Origin of the sequence: Curtobacterium uvaldense, from assembly GCF_028307415.1 — a bacterium.
In the GTDB taxonomy this organism is placed as follows: Bacteria; Actinomycetota; Actinomycetes; order Actinomycetales; family Microbacteriaceae; genus Curtobacterium.
The window spans coordinates 1-16,318 of the sequence record NZ_JAQMHU010000038.1 but is presented as its reverse complement, the minus strand read 5'-3'; the positions used below and the strand labels follow the sequence as shown (position 1 = coordinate 16,318).

Annotated in this window: 15 protein-coding genes; 8 read left to right on the top strand and 7 right to left on the bottom strand. The window is 72.8% G+C overall.

The features are described from left to right. Position 1 precedes the first annotated feature (1 nt). The 4 genes from PIJ49_RS15545 to PIJ49_RS15530 form a co-directional block, all read right to left on the bottom strand. Positions 2–436 (bottom strand): DUF6314 family protein, encoded by a 435-nt coding sequence (locus PIJ49_RS15545; protein ID WP_271827016.1) that lies wholly within the window; start codon positions 434–436, stop codon positions 2–4. 9 nt (positions 437–445) lie between these two features. After that, a complete protein-coding gene (locus PIJ49_RS15540) occupies positions 446–793 on the bottom strand; it encodes a hypothetical protein (protein ID WP_271827015.1) in 348 nt (115 codons plus the stop codon). A 217-nt stretch (positions 794–1,010) separates the two neighbouring features. After that, a complete protein-coding gene (locus PIJ49_RS15535) occupies positions 1,011–2,069 on the bottom strand; it encodes an NAD-dependent epimerase/dehydratase family protein (RefSeq protein WP_271827014.1) in 1,059 nt (352 codons plus the stop codon). Between the two features lie 28 nt (positions 2,070–2,097). After that, the gene (locus tag PIJ49_RS15530; protein ID WP_066651641.1) at positions 2,098–3,288 is read right to left on the bottom strand and encodes a zinc-dependent alcohol dehydrogenase; all 1,191 of its coding nucleotides are present in this window, start codon (positions 3,286–3,288) and stop codon (positions 2,098–2,100) included. 222 nt (positions 3,289–3,510) lie between these two features. Here PIJ49_RS15530 and PIJ49_RS15525 point away from each other — a divergent pair, with 222 nt between their 5' ends. Continuing rightward, positions 3,511–4,329, top strand: a complete 819-nt coding sequence (locus PIJ49_RS15525; RefSeq protein WP_271827013.1) for a polysaccharide deacetylase family protein — start codon at positions 3,511–3,513, stop codon at positions 4,327–4,329. 123 nt (positions 4,330–4,452) lie between these two features. Here PIJ49_RS15525 and PIJ49_RS15520 read toward each other — a convergent pair whose 3' ends face one another. After that, positions 4,453–5,076 carry a DNA alkylation repair protein gene (locus PIJ49_RS15520; protein WP_271827012.1) on the bottom strand — a complete coding sequence of 208 codons (624 nt, stop codon included), beginning with the start codon at positions 5,074–5,076 and terminating at the stop codon, positions 4,453–4,455. Between the two features lie 31 nt (positions 5,077–5,107). Next, a complete protein-coding gene (locus PIJ49_RS15515) occupies positions 5,108–6,265 on the bottom strand; it encodes a peptidoglycan DD-metalloendopeptidase family protein (protein WP_271827011.1) in 1,158 nt (385 codons plus the stop codon). A gap of 312 nt (positions 6,266–6,577) precedes the next feature. Here PIJ49_RS15515 and PIJ49_RS15510 point away from each other — a divergent pair, with 312 nt between their 5' ends. From PIJ49_RS15510 to PIJ49_RS15485, 6 genes are read left to right on the top strand one after another with little or no spacing between them, the layout of a single operon-like run. Continuing rightward, a complete protein-coding gene (locus PIJ49_RS15510) occupies positions 6,578–8,236 on the top strand; it encodes an ABC transporter substrate-binding protein (RefSeq protein WP_209684335.1) in 1,659 nt (552 codons plus the stop codon). Next, on the top strand, positions 8,233–9,186 hold the full coding sequence (locus PIJ49_RS15505) for an ABC transporter permease (RefSeq protein WP_066651635.1): 954 nt from the start codon (positions 8,233–8,235) through the stop codon (positions 9,184–9,186). The genes PIJ49_RS15510 and PIJ49_RS15505 overlap by 4 nt, the downstream gene beginning before the upstream one ends. Then, positions 9,183–10,058 (top strand): ABC transporter permease, encoded by an 876-nt coding sequence (locus PIJ49_RS15500; protein WP_066651633.1) that lies wholly within the window; start codon positions 9,183–9,185, stop codon positions 10,056–10,058. The genes PIJ49_RS15505 and PIJ49_RS15500 overlap by 4 nt, the downstream gene beginning before the upstream one ends. Before the next feature lie 10 nt (positions 10,059–10,068). After that, the gene (locus PIJ49_RS15495) at positions 10,069–11,964 is read left to right on the top strand and encodes a gamma-glutamyltransferase family protein (RefSeq protein WP_245171631.1); all 1,896 of its coding nucleotides are present in this window, start codon (positions 10,069–10,071) and stop codon (positions 11,962–11,964) included. A 10-nt stretch (positions 11,965–11,974) separates the two neighbouring features. Continuing rightward, on the top strand, positions 11,975–13,633 hold the full coding sequence (locus PIJ49_RS15490; RefSeq protein ID WP_209684337.1) for a dipeptide ABC transporter ATP-binding protein: 1,659 nt from the start codon (positions 11,975–11,977) through the stop codon (positions 13,631–13,633). Positions 13,634–13,679: 46 nt separating this feature from the next. After that, complete coding sequence (locus PIJ49_RS15485; RefSeq protein ID WP_235426420.1) at positions 13,680–14,381, top strand: GntR family transcriptional regulator; 702 nt, start codon at positions 13,680–13,682, stop codon at positions 14,379–14,381. A 159-nt stretch (positions 14,382–14,540) separates the two neighbouring features. Here the strand turns inward: PIJ49_RS15485 and PIJ49_RS15480 are convergent, their stop codons facing one another. Further along, positions 14,541–15,584, bottom strand: a complete 1,044-nt coding sequence (locus PIJ49_RS15480) for an NAD(P)-dependent alcohol dehydrogenase (RefSeq protein WP_271827010.1) — start codon at positions 15,582–15,584, stop codon at positions 14,541–14,543. 155 nt (positions 15,585–15,739) lie between these two features. On the opposite strand from PIJ49_RS15480, the gene PIJ49_RS15475 reads away from it, so the two are divergent. Further along, positions 15,740–16,180 carry an OsmC family peroxiredoxin gene (locus PIJ49_RS15475; RefSeq protein ID WP_209684341.1) on the top strand — a complete coding sequence of 147 codons (441 nt, stop codon included), beginning with the start codon at positions 15,740–15,742 and terminating at the stop codon, positions 16,178–16,180. Positions 16,181–16,318: the final 138 nt, after the last annotated feature.

Below are 16,318 nucleotides of genomic sequence, written 5' to 3'. Positions count from 1 at the left end.
CTCAGTCTGCCGTGGTGGACCGACGCTGCAGGACGCTGTCGAGCCGGTGGTCCTTCGCCGGGCCGCGTGCCCGCCACCGGACGGTCCAGCGCTCGGCGTCCCCGTCGAGCACGCCCGTGTAGTCGTCGGGCGCGCACGCGTGCTCGACCGTGGTGCCCCACACCCAGTCGTGGAAGACCCGGCCGTCGGCGAAGTGCACCGTCCAGTGGTCGTCCGGGCCCCGGCGCACGACGAGGGTCCGGGAGACCGGCACCACGCGGCCGTCGAACGTCATGGTGCCGGACTCGTCCCAGCGCACCTCGTCCGGGGTCGTCAGCGTCAGGGTCGTCGACCCGGTGACGGTGCCGGTCACACCCGCGAGGCGGTCGTCGACCGTCCGGCGGAGCGTCCAGTCGCCCAGCAGGTCCGTCGGCAGCAGCGGGCTCCTCGGCAGCACCCGGCCAGGTTACGCGCGGAGCACCTCGGCCCGGGCGTCCCGGCGCTCGTCGTCGGTGATGAGGCCGCGGCGGTGCAGGTCGTCGAGCTCGGCGAGCCGGTGCTCTCGGGAGACCGCCGGAGCGAACGCTGCGCTCTGCATCGCCCGGTACGCCAGGTCCTCCTGCAGGGTCAGGGGGTCCTGTCCACGAGCGGCCATCCGTCGGGACCGGTGCACGACGAGGACGATCACCGCGACGACGCCGAGGAGCGTGACGATGCCGCCGACGGCCACGAGGGTCCAGACCAGGTCGTACACGGGCGGGATCAGCGGGTTGTGGGTCTCCCCGCCCGGGACCCCGAAGTCGTCGATCGCCATGTCAGCCCCTCCCCTGCCGGGCACGGTCGCGCCCTGGGCTGGAGCGTAGCGCGCCCGGTGCTTCCCAGAACAGGTGCCACGGCAGGGGCTTCCGGGCGTACCTGGTGGAACCGTCCCACCAGGGACGCCCGATTCCACCAGGTACGCCCGATTCCACCAGGGACGCCCGGTCCCACCAGGTACCCCGGGTCCCGCCACGGGCCGGGCCCAGCGACCCTCAGCCGCGCAGCGGTCCCGACGCCTCGACGTTCGCCCCGTCCGCGAACCCGCCGACGAGCTCGCGCAGCGCGTCCTCCGCCGTGTGCTGCGGCACCCACCCGAGCTCGCGCCGAGCCCGGTCGGTCCGCATGATCGGCACCCCGGCGGCGATGTCGAGCCATCCGGCGTCCGTCGGTTGGAGCCGGAGCCGCCAGGTCAGCGTGACGATCCCGCGCAGCAGTCGGAGCGGTACCCGCACCGCCCCGAGCATCCCCGCTGCCCGGGCCATGCGTGGCGGGGTGAGCACCGGCGTCGCCGCGATGTTGAACGCCCCGGCCGCACGTCGGTCGATCGTCCGCCAGAACGCGTCCGCCAGGTCGTCGGCGTGCACGGCCTGGAACACGAACGGCAGCGGCAGCGGCAGCACCGCGAACCGAGCTGCCCGGACGATCGACATCGGCACGAGGTGCCCGAGGAACAGCCCCCGGAGCTCGGCCGCGACCCCGCGCTGGAACACCAGTCCGGGTCGGAGCCGCGTGACGACGACCCCGGGATGCTGCGACGCGAACACGTCGAGTGCGGCTTCGTTCTCGGCCTTGTGGATCGAGTAGGTGGCGGTCTGGATGCCGGTGGCGGGGAACGACTCGTCCACCGGGGTCCGCTTGCCCTCGACGTCGACACCGCGGTAGGCGCCGACCGACGACGCGACGACGACCTGCCCGACGCCGGCCCGGGCGACCGCCGCGAGCACGTTCGCCGTCCCGGTGACGTTCGTCCGGTGCTGCGCCGGGATGTCGTGCGTCGGCTGGAGTGCCCACGCCAGGTGCACCACGGCGTCGGCGCCCTGGAACACCGCCGTCAGCTCGTCCACGGCGCGCGGACCACCGACGTCGACCGCGTGCCACACGGCGACGTCGTACGGCGCGACCCGGGCGTCCGGCACCCGGCGGGCGACGCCGACGACCTGCAGGCCGTCCTCGTCGCCCGCGCGGCCGTCACCGGTGAGCCGCGCAGCCGCGAGCCGTCGGAGCACCGCGGTCCCGACGTTGCCGGTCGCCCCGACCACGACGACGCGCATCAACGCACCCGCAGCGGACGGGCGGTCATCAGGCCGCGGCCATCGACGGGTCGAGCACGACCTTGATGCAGCCGTCCTCCTTCTTCTGGAAGACCGAGTACATCTCCGGGGCGTCCTCGAGCGAGACCCGGTGCGTGGTGAGGTCGAGGGTGCCGAGCGGGTCCGAGGGGTCGGACACGAGCGGCATGAGGTCGTCGACCCAGCGGCGGACGTTGCACTGTCCCTCGCGGATCGTGATCTGCTTGTCGAAGAGGGTCATCATCGGCATCGGGTCGGCCATGCCGCCGTAGACACCGGACAGCGAGACCGTGCCGCCGCGGCGGACGAGGTCGATCGCCGCGTGCACGGCTGCGAGCCGGTCGACGCCGGCGGTCTCGATCGCCTTCTGCGCGAGCTTGTCGGGCAGCAGCCCGGCCGCGCGCTGTGCGAACCCGGCGACGGGGTTGCCGTGCGCCTCCATGCCGACCGCGTCGACGACACCGTCCGGGCCGCGCCCGTCGGTCAGGTCGATCAGCTTCGACACCATGTCGTCGTCGAGGTCGAACACCTCGATGCCGTGCTTCGCCCCGAGGTCGCGGCGGACCTGCTCCGGGTCGACGGCGAGGACCCGGTACCCGAGGTGCTTGCCGATGCGTGCGGCGAACTGGCCGACCGGACCGAGACCGAGCACCGCGAGCGTGCCGCCCTCGGGGACCTCGGCGTACTGCACGGCCTGCCACGCGGTCGGGATGATGTCGCTCATGAAGAGCCACTGGTCGTCGGCGCCGGTGTCCGGCACCTTGATGGGCCCGTAGTCGGCGTGCGGCACGCGGAGGTACTCGGCCTGGCCGCCGGGGACCTGGCCGTACATCTTCGTGTACCCGAAGAGCGAGGCGCCGGTGCCGTACTCCTTGACCTGGGTGGTCTCGCACTGCGACTGGAAGCCGTGCTGGCACATCCAGCAGTGCCCGCAGGAGATGTTGAACGGCACGACGACGCGGTCGCCGACCTTGAGGTTCGTGACGGCGGAGCCGACCTCCTCAACGATGCCCATGGGCTCGTGGCCGAGGACGTCGCCCTTGTCGATGTACGGGCCGAGGACCCGGTACAGGTGCAGGTCGGAGCCGCAGATCGCCGTCGAGGTGATCCGCACGATCGCGTCGGTCGGCTCCTGGATCGTCGGGTCGGGGACGGTCTCGACGGACACCTTCTCGGTGCCCTGCCAGGTGAGTGCGCGCACGTCGCGTTCCTCTCGTCGTTGCTTCGGGCCGGCCGGGAGGCACGGCTCACGTGACCTCCTCGGTACGCGCCCGCCCCGTGGTGGCCTCCCAGCCCCGTCCTCCACGCGCGCTGCGGGCGGCGGTGGGGCGGGCCTCCCGTCCGCACCGGTGGCCGGTCGGCCACCGCGACTCCTCCCGCGTGCGGATGCGCCGGCGCCCGGCCGGTCGGCAGGCTGGAGCCGATGGACCACAGCACCACCCGCCGGACGATCCTGGCCGGGGCGACCGGCACCCTGGCGGCCGCGGTCCTTGCTGCCTGCTCCGGTGGTGACCGGCCCGCGGCGCCGACGCCCTCCGCCCCCACGCACACGACGGCCACGCCGACACCCACGCCGACCCCGACCCCGACCCCGACCCCGACGAGGCCGGCGCTGACGCGGGTCCCCCTGCCCGGCGGCACGGTCACGGGTCTGCCGGAGGGCACGCCGGGGATCGCGTGGACCGTGGACGACGGGGCATCACCCGAGGTCGTCGAGGCCTACGCCCGCTTCGCCGCCGAGACCGGGACGCGAATGACGTTCTTCGTGAACGGGGACCGACCGTCGTGGACCGAGCACGCCGACCTGCTGCGGCCGCTCGTCGACTCCGGGCAGGTGCAGCTCGGCAACCACACGTGGAGCCACCCCGCGCTGACGAAGCTCGGCGACCAGGCGATCCAGGACGAACTGATGCGCAACCACGCGTTCCTCGAGCGGACGTTCGGCGTCGACGCCCGCCCGTACTTCCGACCGCCCTTCGGGTACCACGACGCGCGGGTGGACCGTGCCGCGGCGGCCGTCGGCTACTCGACCCCGCTCCTCTGGTACGGGACGCTCGCGGACTCGGGCGACATCACGGCGGAGCAGATCGTCGGCTTCGCGGAGCAGTGGTTCCAGCCGGCACACATCGTCATCGGGCACGCGAACTTCCCCGGCACGATCGGGGCACTCCCGAGGCTGCACGAGTTGCTCGAGGAGCGCGGTCTGGCGACCTGGACGCTGGACGACGTCTTCTCGCACTGACGCCCGGCGACCCGGCCGTCCGGCCGGGTTCCGCCGGTTCCGCAAGACGCAACGTCGGCGGCTGCTCGCAACGGTGCAGCGCTGCGAGCAGTCGCCGTCGTTGCGTCTCGCGAGGGTGCGTCGTCAGCCGCGCAGGCGGTCCCGTTCGGCCGGCGGCAGGTGCTCGGTCGCGGTCGCCCGGGCCGCCGTCGACAGGAAGCGGCCGTTCCGCTCGAGGAAGGCCACGAGCGCCGACTCCGAGGCGCGCTTCCCCGTCTCGCGGAGGACCCTCCCGAGCGCGGACTGCACGGTGTCGCTGCGCTCCCGGACCAGCCGACCGGCGATCGCGAGCGGCACCTCGGCGTCCCCCTGCTTGACGAAGGCGAGCGTCGCGACGACGGCGATCCGGCGGACCGTCGCCACGTCGGACTTCGCGAGCGCGAACAGCGGGCCGGTCGAGGTGCCGACGAGCGGGACGCCGACGAGCTCCTCGGCCGCGACGTCCACCAGGACCGTGTCCTCGAACCGCTCGGCCTTCGCCGCGGCGAGGTACTCGTCGGTCAGCTCGGGGTCGGGGTGCGCGCGCATCGCCTGCACCAGCAGCAGCACGGCGACCAGCCGCGCTCCCGCGTCCTCGCTCCACAGCAGCGCCGAGCGCTCCCCGGCGTCGACGTCGGCGAACCGTCGGGCGACGCGCCGGGCACCCGCGACGTCGCCCGGGGTCCTGGCGAGGGCGGCGAGGACCGACTCGGCGTCGTGGCGCTGCATCCGCCCAGCCTAGGTCCGCGCAGAGCGGGGCTCAGCGGAACGACAGCAACGACAGCGGGTCCTTCAGCGTGCCGTTCACGCGGGTCTCGACGTGCACGTGCGGACCGGTCGACTGGCCGGTGTTGCCGGACTTCCCGATTTGCTTGCCGCTCCCGACCACCTGCCCCTTGGTGACCGAGATCTCGCTGAGGTGCGCCGTCAGGACGGTCGTCAGCCCGTAGGTGACCACGACGTAGTTGCCGTAGCTGGCGTTGTCCCGGACGACCGTCGTCACCGTTCCCGGGCCGGACGAGTACACGGGTGTCCCCACCTTCACCGGTGCGTCGGTGCCCTGGTGGTAGCGCGGCACGTGCCCGGCCCCGCGGTCGTCGCCGTACCGCCCGGAGATGGTCGTGCCGGTCACGGGCCAGAGCAGCCCGGTCACAGGTCGTGACGACCAGGTGCGAGCGCCGGAGCTGCCGTAGAGCACGACGTTCTGGTCCACCTGCACGAGCAGCTGACCGGCGCCGCGGCCGAACGTCCCGGACGACCACAGTGCGCGGCCGCCGTCGGGGCTGTAGACCACGAGGTTGCCGTCCGTCTGCACGGCCGCCGTCGCCCCGGGGTTGCCGAAGGTCTGCGACGACCAGACGGGCTTGCTGCTGACGTACTGGACGAGGTTGCCGTCCGCCTGCATGGTGAAGGTCGTGGTCGAGCCCGCGCCGGCGCGCAGGACCGTCCCCGGCAGGAGGACGTTGCCCGAGACGACCCGCGACTGTGCGACCTTGGTGCGCCAGAGCGGACCGTTCGTCGGCGTCCGCATCCGCAGCTCGCCGTCCAGCCGGACACCGAAGTCCTTCGCCGTCCCGGCGGTGCCCCACCTGGCGACGAGCCGACCGCTCCGGACGAGCGCGAGGTACCCGTCCTTCTGCACGACGGCAGCGGCCCCGGGCTGGTTCGCGGTGTTCGACGCCCAGAGCACGACGTTCCCGATGCCGTACTCGACGAGGTTGCCGTCGCCCTGCATGACGAGCCGGAACTGCCCGTTCGTGGACGTGACGGTGTCGCCCGGCTGCAGCGTGGTGCCGGCCTTGACCGTCCCCTTGTAGGTGGTCGCGGCCTGCGCCGGCGACGCGGTGGCGACGAGTCCCGCGGCCGCGATGACGACGGCGGTGACGGCCGCAGCGAACTTCGCCCGTGCCCTGATCATGTGGTGGAACCCCTGCTCGTGGTGCCGCGGGCGTCGGATGCCGGCGCGGTGCGTGTCTCGGAACGGCGGGCCCCTGAAACCCACCGAGGGTCGATGTTCGCAGGAGGCCCTCGGTCGGGACAGCCCCCGGACCGGGGGCATGACACCGGGCGGGAATCGTGCAGACGAGCGCCGGCGGTCGGCGGAACTGTTACACACCGGAAACACACTGTGTACAAACGAGCGCTGTCAGTCGTGATTGTATGCAATCACCGCACTCCTGAGCGTGACTCCACAAGGGTCACCACGCACACCAGCAGCTCCAGGAACACGATGTCCCAGACTCCCGCTCGACGCCGCCGGACACTCCTCGCCGTGCCCGCCGTCGCCCTGGCCGCCTCGCTCGCGCTCACCGCCTGCGTGCCGGTCCAACGCTCGAAGGCCGGTGGCGCCACCGCCGGTACCGTCACGACCGTCGCGATCGGCGACCAGCAGGTCCGCGAAGGCGGTGACCTCGTCATGGCGCTCTCCGCCGAACCGGACCGGCTCGACCCGACCACCTCGTCGTCGCTGTACACCCGGTACGTCATGGAGACGATGTGCCAGAAGCTCTTCGACATCGACGCCGAGGGTGCGATCATCCCGATGCTCGCGACCGAGCTGCCGACGGTGTCGGACGGCGGGAAGACCGTCACGTTCCCGGTGCACACCGGCTACCGCTTCGCCGACGGCACCCCGTTCGACGCGGACGCCGTCGTGACGACGCTCGAGCGGAACCTGACGAAGGACGACTCGAGCCGGAAGAGCGAGATGGGTCCGGTCTCGAGCATCGACGCGGTGGACGACCACACCGTCCGCATCCGCTACTCGACCCCGTTCGCCCCGATCACCGCGGCGCTCGCCGACCGTGCGGGCATGGTCATGTCGCCGACGGCACTGGAGCAGGAGGGCGACGGGTTCGGGGACGCCCCGGTCTGCATCGGCCCCTACAAGTTCGTCGAGCGCGTGCCGCAGACCTCGATCACCGTCGAGCGCGACCCGATGTACCACGACCCGGCGAGCGCCCACTTCGACCGGATCACCTACCGGATCATCACCGACGCCAGCATCCGCGCACAGAACCTGAAGTCCGGGGACGTCCAGGTCGCCGACACGATCTCCACGCAGGACGTCGACGACCTGATGGAGCGGAAGGACCTGGAGGTCCTGCGCACCGGCTCCCTCGGCTACCAGGGCATCACGATCAACCTCGCCAACCAGGACGGCGTCGGCACCGACCCGGAGCCACTCGACACCCCGCTCGCCACCGAGCGGAAGGTCCGGCAGGCCCTGTCCATGTCGATCAACCGCGGCGAGCTCGTGCAGAGCGTGTTCCGCGGGTGGGCGGACGTCGCGTGCTCCCCGATCCCGGACACGAGCGCCTTCGCGACCGACGCGAGCACGGCGTGCCCCGAGTACGACCCCGACCACGCGAAGGAGCTCCTCGAGGAAGCGGGGGTCGAGCAACCGTTCCCGATCGAGATGGAGGTGACGAACACCCCCGACACCGTCCGGTTCGCCCAGGCGCTCCAGGCCCAGGCCCGCGCCGGGGGCTTCGCGATCACGATCACCCCGGTCGAGTACACGACGCTGCTCGACGACCAGACCCGCGGCGACTTCCAGGCGCTGCAGCTGGGCTGGTCGGGCCGTGTCGACCCGCACGGCAACATCGGCTCGTTCCTCGGCACCGGCGGCGGCAACAACTACCCGGGCTACAGCGACCCCGAGGTCGACGACCTCATCGCCCGGGCGGCGCAGGCCACCGACCAGCAGGAACGCGCCGACCTGTACGGCCAGCTGGTCACGAAGGTCCAGCAGGACGACCCGATCATCTACCTCTACCGGACCCGCAGCATCACCGGCGTCAGCTCCGACGTCGCCGGGGTGTCCACCTACGCCGACGGCGTGGTCCGGCTCAGTCAGGCGGCGTTCGTGGAAGGCAGCGACAAGTGACCCGGTACGTCCTGACACGGCTCTGGCAGGCGGCGCTCACGCTCGTCCTCGCCTCGATCGTGGTCTTCTTCGGGGTCCGGCAGCTGCCGGGCGACCCGGCCTTGGCCCTGGCCGGCGAGGAGGCGAGCCCCGAGCGGCTCGCCGCCGTCCGCGCCGACCTCGGCCTCGACGACTCCCTGCTCGTGCAGTACTGGCGCTTCGTCGTCAACGCACTGCAGGGCGACCTCGGACAGTCCACCCGCACCGGCACCCCGGTCACGGACCTGCTCGGCTCGACGCTCCCCGTCACGCTGTGGCTCGCGCTCTACGCGATCGTGGTCGCGGTCGTCGTGGGGGTCGCCCTCGGCACCCTCGCCGAGCGCTACCGCGGCCGGTGGCCCGAGTGGATGGCGAACGCCGCCGCGCTCGTCGGCCTGAGCGTGCCGAACTTCTGGCTCGGCATCCTCGCGATCGTCTGGCTCGCGGCGGGCCTCGGCTGGTTCCCCGCCTCGGGCTACGTCCCGGTGACGCGGGACCCGCTCGGCGCGCTGCACCACCTGACGCTCCCGGCGCTCATCCTCGGCACGTCGCTCGCGGCCGTCATCATGCGCCAGACCCGCGCGTCGATGATCGAGACGATGAAGACCGACTTCGTCCGGACCGCCCGCGCGAAGGGGCTCAGCCGCCCGCGGGTGCTCTTCCGCTACGGCCTGCGCAACTCGATGATCGTCGTCGTCACGATCGTCGGCCTGCAGCTCGGTGGCCTCATCTCGGGCGCGGTCGTCACGGAGCGCATCTTCGCCCTGCCCGGGTTCGGCAAGCTCACGCTCGACGCCGTGTTCACCCGCGACTACCCGGTCATCCAGGCCGTCGTGCTCGTGATCACCCTGGGCTACGTCCTCATCAACTTCGCCGTGGACGTCCTGTACTCCGTCATCAACCCGAAGATCCGCGTCGGAGGCACCGCATGACCACCATCACCGCTCCCTTCGACCTGGGCTCGAGCCGCGGTCGCATCTGGAAGCAGGTCCGGACGAACCGGCTCGGCATGACGGGCGGCATCATGCTCGCCGTCGTCGTGCTCGCCGGGATCACCGCACCGCTCGTCGCACCGCACGACCCGACCGCGACGCACTTCGACCTGCCGTTCCAGGTGCCCTTCACCGTGGGCTTCGGGTTCGGCACCGACGACCTCGGCCGAGACATCCTGTCCCGCACGCTGTACGGGATCCAGGTCTCGCTCGTCGTCGGCGTGCTGTCGGTGCTGCTCGCCGTCGTGGTCGGCACCCCGCTCGGTCTGCTCGCCGGGTACTGGCGCTGGCTCGACGCGATCATCTCCCGCCTGACCGACGTCGCCCTCGCGTTCCCGTTCCTCATCATCGCGGTCGGGCTCGCGGCGATCAGCGGGCCGAGCCTGTCGAACGCCGTGATCGCGATCGGCATCTCGCACGTGCCGGCGATGATCCGCATCGTCCGCGGTGAGACCCTGCGGATCACGAGCGCCGACTTCGTGACGAGCGCGAGGACGCTGGACGCCGGCGGCGCGCGCATCATCGCGCAGCACGTCCTGCCGAACTGCGTCTCGGCGATCATCGTGCAGGCCACCGTGATCATGCCGGTCGCGGTGATCGGCGAGGCACTGCTGTCCTTCCTCGGGCTCGGCATCCAGCCGCCCACGCCGAGCCTCGGCATCATGCTCTCGGACGCGCAGCAGTACCTCGGCCAGGCGCCGTGGGCCGCCGTCGTGCCGGGGGTCGCGATCGCCGTCATCTGCCTCGGCTTCAACCTGTTCGGGGACGCCCTGCGCGACGCCCTCGACCCCACCGCCTCGGACCGGAAGTAGCACCAGCACCATGAGCACCAACCCCGCCTTCACCACCCCGCCGACGGAGACCACCCGTCCGGACCTGCAGGGCACCTTCGGGATGGCCGCGTCGACGCACTGGATCGCGACCGCGACGGCGCAGTCGGTCCTCGAGCGCGGCGGCAACGCCTTCGACGCCGCCGTCGCCGGCGCCTTCGTCCTGCACGTCGTCGAACCGCACCTGAACGGACCCGGTGGCGACGTGACCGCGATCTTCGCGACGGCGTCCGACAGGGCACCGACCGTCCTCGTGGGCCAGGGACCGGCCCCGGCCGGCGCGACGCCGGAGCACTTCCGGTCCGAGGGCCTGGACCTGGTCCCGGGGGCGGGCGCGCTGGCGGCCGCCGTCCCCGGTGCCGTCGACGCGTGGCTGCTGCTCCTCGCCGAGCACGGCACGTGGGAGCTCGCCGACGTCCTCGCCCCCGCGATCGGGTACGCCCGTGACGGCCACCCGGTCGCGCCCCGCGTGGTCGCAACCATCGCGACCGTGCAGGACCTGTTCCGCGACCACTGGCCGTCCTCCGCCGAGCGGTGGCTGCCGGGAGGCTCGGTGCCGGCCGCCGGGTCGATGGTGCGCAACGAGACCTGGGCCTCGGTCCTGGAACGGCTCGTGCAGGCAGGGTCCGGCACCGTGGAGGGCGAGGGCGCGCGCGTCGCGCGCATCGAGGCCGCCCGCACCGAGTGGGCCGAGGGCTTCGTCGCGCAGGCAGTCGACGCCTTCGTCCGCGCCCCGCACCGCCACGCGTCCGGCACCGACCACGCCGGGGTGGTCCGCGCGAGCGACCTCGCGGCGTTCCGCGCGTCGACCGAGCCCGCGACGACCGCGGAGTTCCGGGGCCACACGATCGCGAAGACCGGGCCGTGGGGCCAGGGTCCGGCGCTCCTGCAGACCCTCCGCCTGCTCGACCCACTGGACGACGAGCGGCTCGACCCGTCGACCGTCCTCGGCGCGCACACGATCGCCGAGGCGCAGAAGCTCGCGCTCGCCGACCGCGAGGCGTACTACGGCGACGGCGACGTCCCGATGGCCGAGCTGCTCTCCGACGCGTACTCCGACGCGCGTCGCGCCCTGATCGGTGACCGTGCGTCGCACGAGCTGCGACCGGGGTCGGTCTCGGTGCCCGCGGGTGCGATGCCCCCGCTGCGTGAGACGTACACACCGCGCGGCGAGTCGATCGCCGGTGTCGGCGAGCCCACCGTCCCCGGCGCCCGCGGCAACGCGGTGGCCGCACCGGCCGAGGATGCCCCCGTGCACGAGGACCGCGGTGAGCCGATCGTGATGGAGACGGGCGAGACCCGCGGCGACACGTGCCACATCGACGTCGTCGACCGCTGGGGCAACATCGTCAGCGCGACGCCCTCCGGCGGGTGGCTGCAGTCGTCGCCGACGATCCCGGAGCTCGGGTTCTGCCTCGGCACCCGCATGCAGATGACCTGGCTCGAGGAGGGCACGGCGTCCACGCTCACCCCGGGCGCCCGACCCCGCACGACGCTCACCCCGACGCTCGTGCTCCGGGACGGCGAGCCGGTGGTCGCGATGGGCAGCCCGGGCGGCGACCAGCAGGACCAGTGGCAGCTGCTCTTCCTGCTCCGCACGATCGTCGGCGGGTGGTCCCCGCAGCAGGCGATCGACGCACCCGCACTGCACACGACGTCGTTCCCGGGGTCGTTCTGGCCCCGCACCTGGACCCCGGGCGGCCTCGTCGTCGAGGACCGCCTCGGTGACGACGTCATCGCCGGGCTCGAGGAGCTCGGCCACGTCGTCACCCGCGCCGGCGACTGGTCGCTCGGCCGTCTGTCGTGCGTGACGCGCGACCCCGACACCGGCGTCATGGGCGCCGCCGCCAACCCGCGAGGAGCACAGGGCTATGCCGCAGGACGCTGAGGACCGGACCATGCACGACGGCGACACGACCACCGGGGCCGCACCGCGCCTCCAGACCGACCAGACCGACCGGACCGACACCCTGCTGTCCGTCCGCGACCTGCGGGTCGCCTTCGGTGACCGCGAGGTCCTGCACGGCGTCGACCTCGACGTCCGCCGCGGCGAGCGCGTCGCGATCGTCGGCCAGTCCGGCTCGGGCAAGTCGACGCTCATCGCGGCCCTGCTCCGGCTCCTGCCGGGGGCCGGGCACATCACCGGTGGTGGGATCCGCCTCGGCGACGACGACATCGCCCACGCCGACGAGGCGCTCATGCGACGCGTCCGTGGCGCACGGATCGGGCTCGTGCCGCAGGACCCGTCGACGAACCTCAACCCGTCGATGCGGGTCGGCGCGCAGATCGCCGACGCGCTGCGGGCCGGCGGGCTGCGGGGACGCGCGGCGATCCGGCAGCGGGTGGTGGCGCTGATGACCGAGGCCGGGATCCCCGAGGCGTCGCGGCGGGCGGACCAGTTCCCGCACGAGTTCTCCGGCGGGATGCGGCAGCGCATCCTCATCGCCGTCGCACTCGCCCGCCAGCCCGAGCTGCTCATCGCCGACGAGCCGACCAGCGCGCTCGACGTGACCGTGCAGCGGCAGATCCTCGACCACCTGCAGACCCTCGTCGACCAGCACGGCACGACGCTGCTGTTCGTGACGCACGACCTCGGGGTCGCGGCGGACCGGACCGACCGCGTCGTCGTGATGCTCGACGGCGAGATCGTCGAGCAGGGTGCGCCCGAGGCGATCCTCCGCGACCCGCAGCACGAGTACACGAAGCGGCTCATCGCGGCGGCGCCCGCGCTGTCCGGGGTCGCGCCGGAGCCCGTGGCCGCGGGCGAGCCGATCCTCGTCGTGTCCGACCTGGTGAAGGAGTACCGGCTCCGCGGTCGTGGTGCCGGAACGCTGAAGGCTGCCGACGGGGTGTCGTTCGCGGTGCGTCGCGGCACGACCACCGCGGTCGTCGGTGAGTCCGGCTCGGGCAAGACGACGGTCGCGCGGATCGTGCTCGGACTCGAGACGCCGACGTCGGGCACCGCCCTGGTCGACGGGAAGTCCATCGGGACCGCCCGTGGCGCCGAGCGGCGGGAGATCCGACGCCGCGTGCAACCGGTGTTCCAGGACCCGTACGGGTCGCTCGACCCGACCTCGACGATCGAGCGGATCATCGACGAGCCCCTGCGCGTCTTCGGCATCGGTGACCGGGCGTCGCGCACCGAGCGGGTCGCGACGCTCCTCGACCAGGTGGCGCTCCCCCGCGAGGTCGCGCAGCTCCGGCCGAACGAGCTGTCCGGCGGGCAGCGGCAGCGCGTCGCGATCGCCCGGGCGCTGGCGCTCGAACCCGAGCTGATCATCCTCGACGAGGCGGTCTCGGCGCTCGACGTCCTGGTGCAGGAGCAGATCCTGGCGCTGCTCGAGGAGCTCCAGGACCGGCTCGGGCTGAGCTACCTCTTCATCACGCACGACCTCGGGGTGGTCCGGCGGATCGCCGACGACGTCGTGGTGATGCGCCGGGGTGAGGTCGTCGAGCGGGGCAGCGTCGCAGCGGTGTTCGACGACCCGCAGGAGCAGTACACGAAGGACCTGCTCGACGCCATCCCGGGGAGAGCCCTCGCCGAGGCGGCTGCGTGACGGCGTCCCGGGTGGGCGACCGGCGCGGTGTGGCACGATCGGCACCGTGCTGAACGGGACGAGCGTCATCGACGCCATCCGCCACGACATCGTGACCGGCGCCCTGCAACCGGGCACCCGGGTGACCGAGGCGTTCCTCGCGGAGCGGCACGGGGTCTCCCGGGTGCCGGTCCGCGAGGCACTCCGCGGGCTCGAGGGCGAGGGCTTCGTGGTGTCGCGCCCGAACGTGGGCTCGCGCATCGCCGACATCCCGTTCGACGAGGCCGACGACCTGTTCGCGGTCCGCGAGTCGCTCGAGACCGCCACCGCCCGCCGCGCCGCGACCCGGGCGCGCACGCTCTTCGACGCGGAGGCCCCGCCGGAGGACTGGTGGCGCGTGCGCCGCGAACTCGGGGCCGTCCTCGACGAGGGTGACGCGGCCGTCGAGCGGGACGAGCTCGACCTGCTCGTCGACCTGAACGAGCGCTTCCACCTGCTGGTCGCCGAGCTCTCCGGCAGCACGACGCTCGCGACCCTGCTCCGGCAGCTCTCGCGGAAGATCGAGTGGCTCTACGCGCTCGACACCTCGTCGCGCGGCAAGCGGCTGTGGCCCGACCACCGGCGCATCCTGGCCGCGATCGACGCGGGGGACGTCGAGCAGGCCGCCGAGCGGATGGCCTGGCACGTCCGCGAGAGCCGCATCGGGTACGCGGCGCGCTCCTCCCCGGAGCAGGCCGACGCCCTGCGGACCGCGGGCCCCGCGGTCTGACCGCCCGCGCCGGCCCGGCCCGCACGGGCCGCACGGGCCGCACGGGCCGCGCGGCCGAGGCTCGCGCATGCGGACACGTTCGTGGCCCAGTGGCCGCGAAACCGTCCGCCCAGCCGAGCCTCGGGCAGCCGCTCCGCCGCGGCCGCGCCGCGGCCGCCGCTACAGCGTCGGGACGACCACCGCGCGGCCGGACAGCTCGCCGGCCTCGAGCTTGCGGTAGGCCTCGAGCGCGTCGGACAACGCGAACCGCTCGACGTCGGGCTCGATCTGCCCCGCTCGGTACATCGCAACGACCTCGTGCAGGTCCTCGATCGTGCCCCAGTAGGTGTTCGTGATCGTCGACTCGTACGGCGTCGTGAAGAAGTTCCACTCGACGGTCCCGCCGGCGATCCCGACGACGGTCAGCCGTCCGCCGATCGCCATCGAGGCCTTCGCGGTCGCGATCGTCGGCGTCGCACCGACGAAGTCGAACGCCGCATCGACGCCCTTGCCGCCGGTGAGCTCCCGGATCGCGGTGGCCTGGTCCGGCCCGGCGGGAACGGTGACCGCACCGCGGGCCGCGGCACGGTCCATCGCGTCCTGCTTCGTGTCGGTCGCGATGACCGTGGCGCCGGTGAGCGCCGTGAGGATCTGCACGGCGATCTGCCCGAGACCGCCGAGCCCCACCACGAGCGCGTACCTGCCGCCACCGGCCAGGTTCGGCATCGCTGCCTTGATCGCGTGGTACGGCGTGAGTGCGGCGTCGCTGAGCGGTGCCGCCGCGATCGGATCGGCGTCACCGAGCGAGACGAGGTTGCGCGCCGGGACGGTCACGTACTCCGCCATGCCGCCGTCCCGACCGAGACCGATGGCCGCGTACGGGTTCGTGGCGGCGTTCTCGCAGTAGGTGTCCTGGCCCTTCGAACAAGACGAGCAGTGCCCGCAGCCGACCGGCCCGTAGACGAGGTAGGCGTCGCCCTCGGTGAAGCCGCTCACCCCGTCACCGACGGCCTCGACCCACCCGGAGGTCTCGTGCCCGAGGACGAACCCGGGGGCCTGCGCGCCCGGCTGCCCCTCCTGGAACTCGCGGTAGACGGCGACGTCGGAGTGGCACGCCCCGGCACCGGCGACCTTGAGGAGCACCTCCCCGGGTCCCGGGACGGGCTTCTCGACCTCGGTCAGGACGGGGAACGTCCGGAACTGCTCGAACACGACGGCGTGCACGGGTTCTCCTTCGATCTCCGTCAAAACTACACCTGTCGCGCATCTCGGTCGCCGGACATCCTGCGTCTTCCCCGAGAGCCGGTTGCGAGAACGAGCGTTCTCCGATTGACTGGCGTCGGCCCTGAACGGGGCCTCCCCCAACGAAAGGAGCGGCTATGCCCACGCGCACCGCACGCACCGCCTGGCAGGGCGGCCTCAACGACGGTTCCGGCCAGGTCGAGCTGTCGAGCTCGAAGGTCGGCACCTACGACGTCTCCTTCCCGAAGCGCGCCGCGGACGAGGCCGGTGGCACCACCAGCCCCGAGGAGCTCATCGCCGCGGCCCACTCGGCCTGCTACGCGATGCAGTTCTCCGCGATCCTCGGCGAGGCCGGCGGCACCGTCGAGGCCCTCGACGTCAAGGCCGACGTCTCGCTCGGCCCGGACAGCGCCGGCGGCTTCAAGCTCACCGGCATCACCCTCACCGTCAACGGTGAGGTCTCCGGCATCGACGAGGCCGCCTTCCTGAAGGCGGCCGACGAGGCCAAGGCGACCTGCCCGGTCTCCAAGGCGCTCACGGGCGTCGAGATCGAGCTCAAGGCGACCTTCGAGCAGTAGTCGTCACCGACGGACGGACGGGAGGCGGGGGGGCCGCGGGGCCCCCCCCGCCCCCCCCCCCCCCCCGGCGGTGGGGGGGAAGGGCCCCCCCATACCCACCCCCAACCACCTCGTAAACTGGGTGGGCGGCATCGTCCC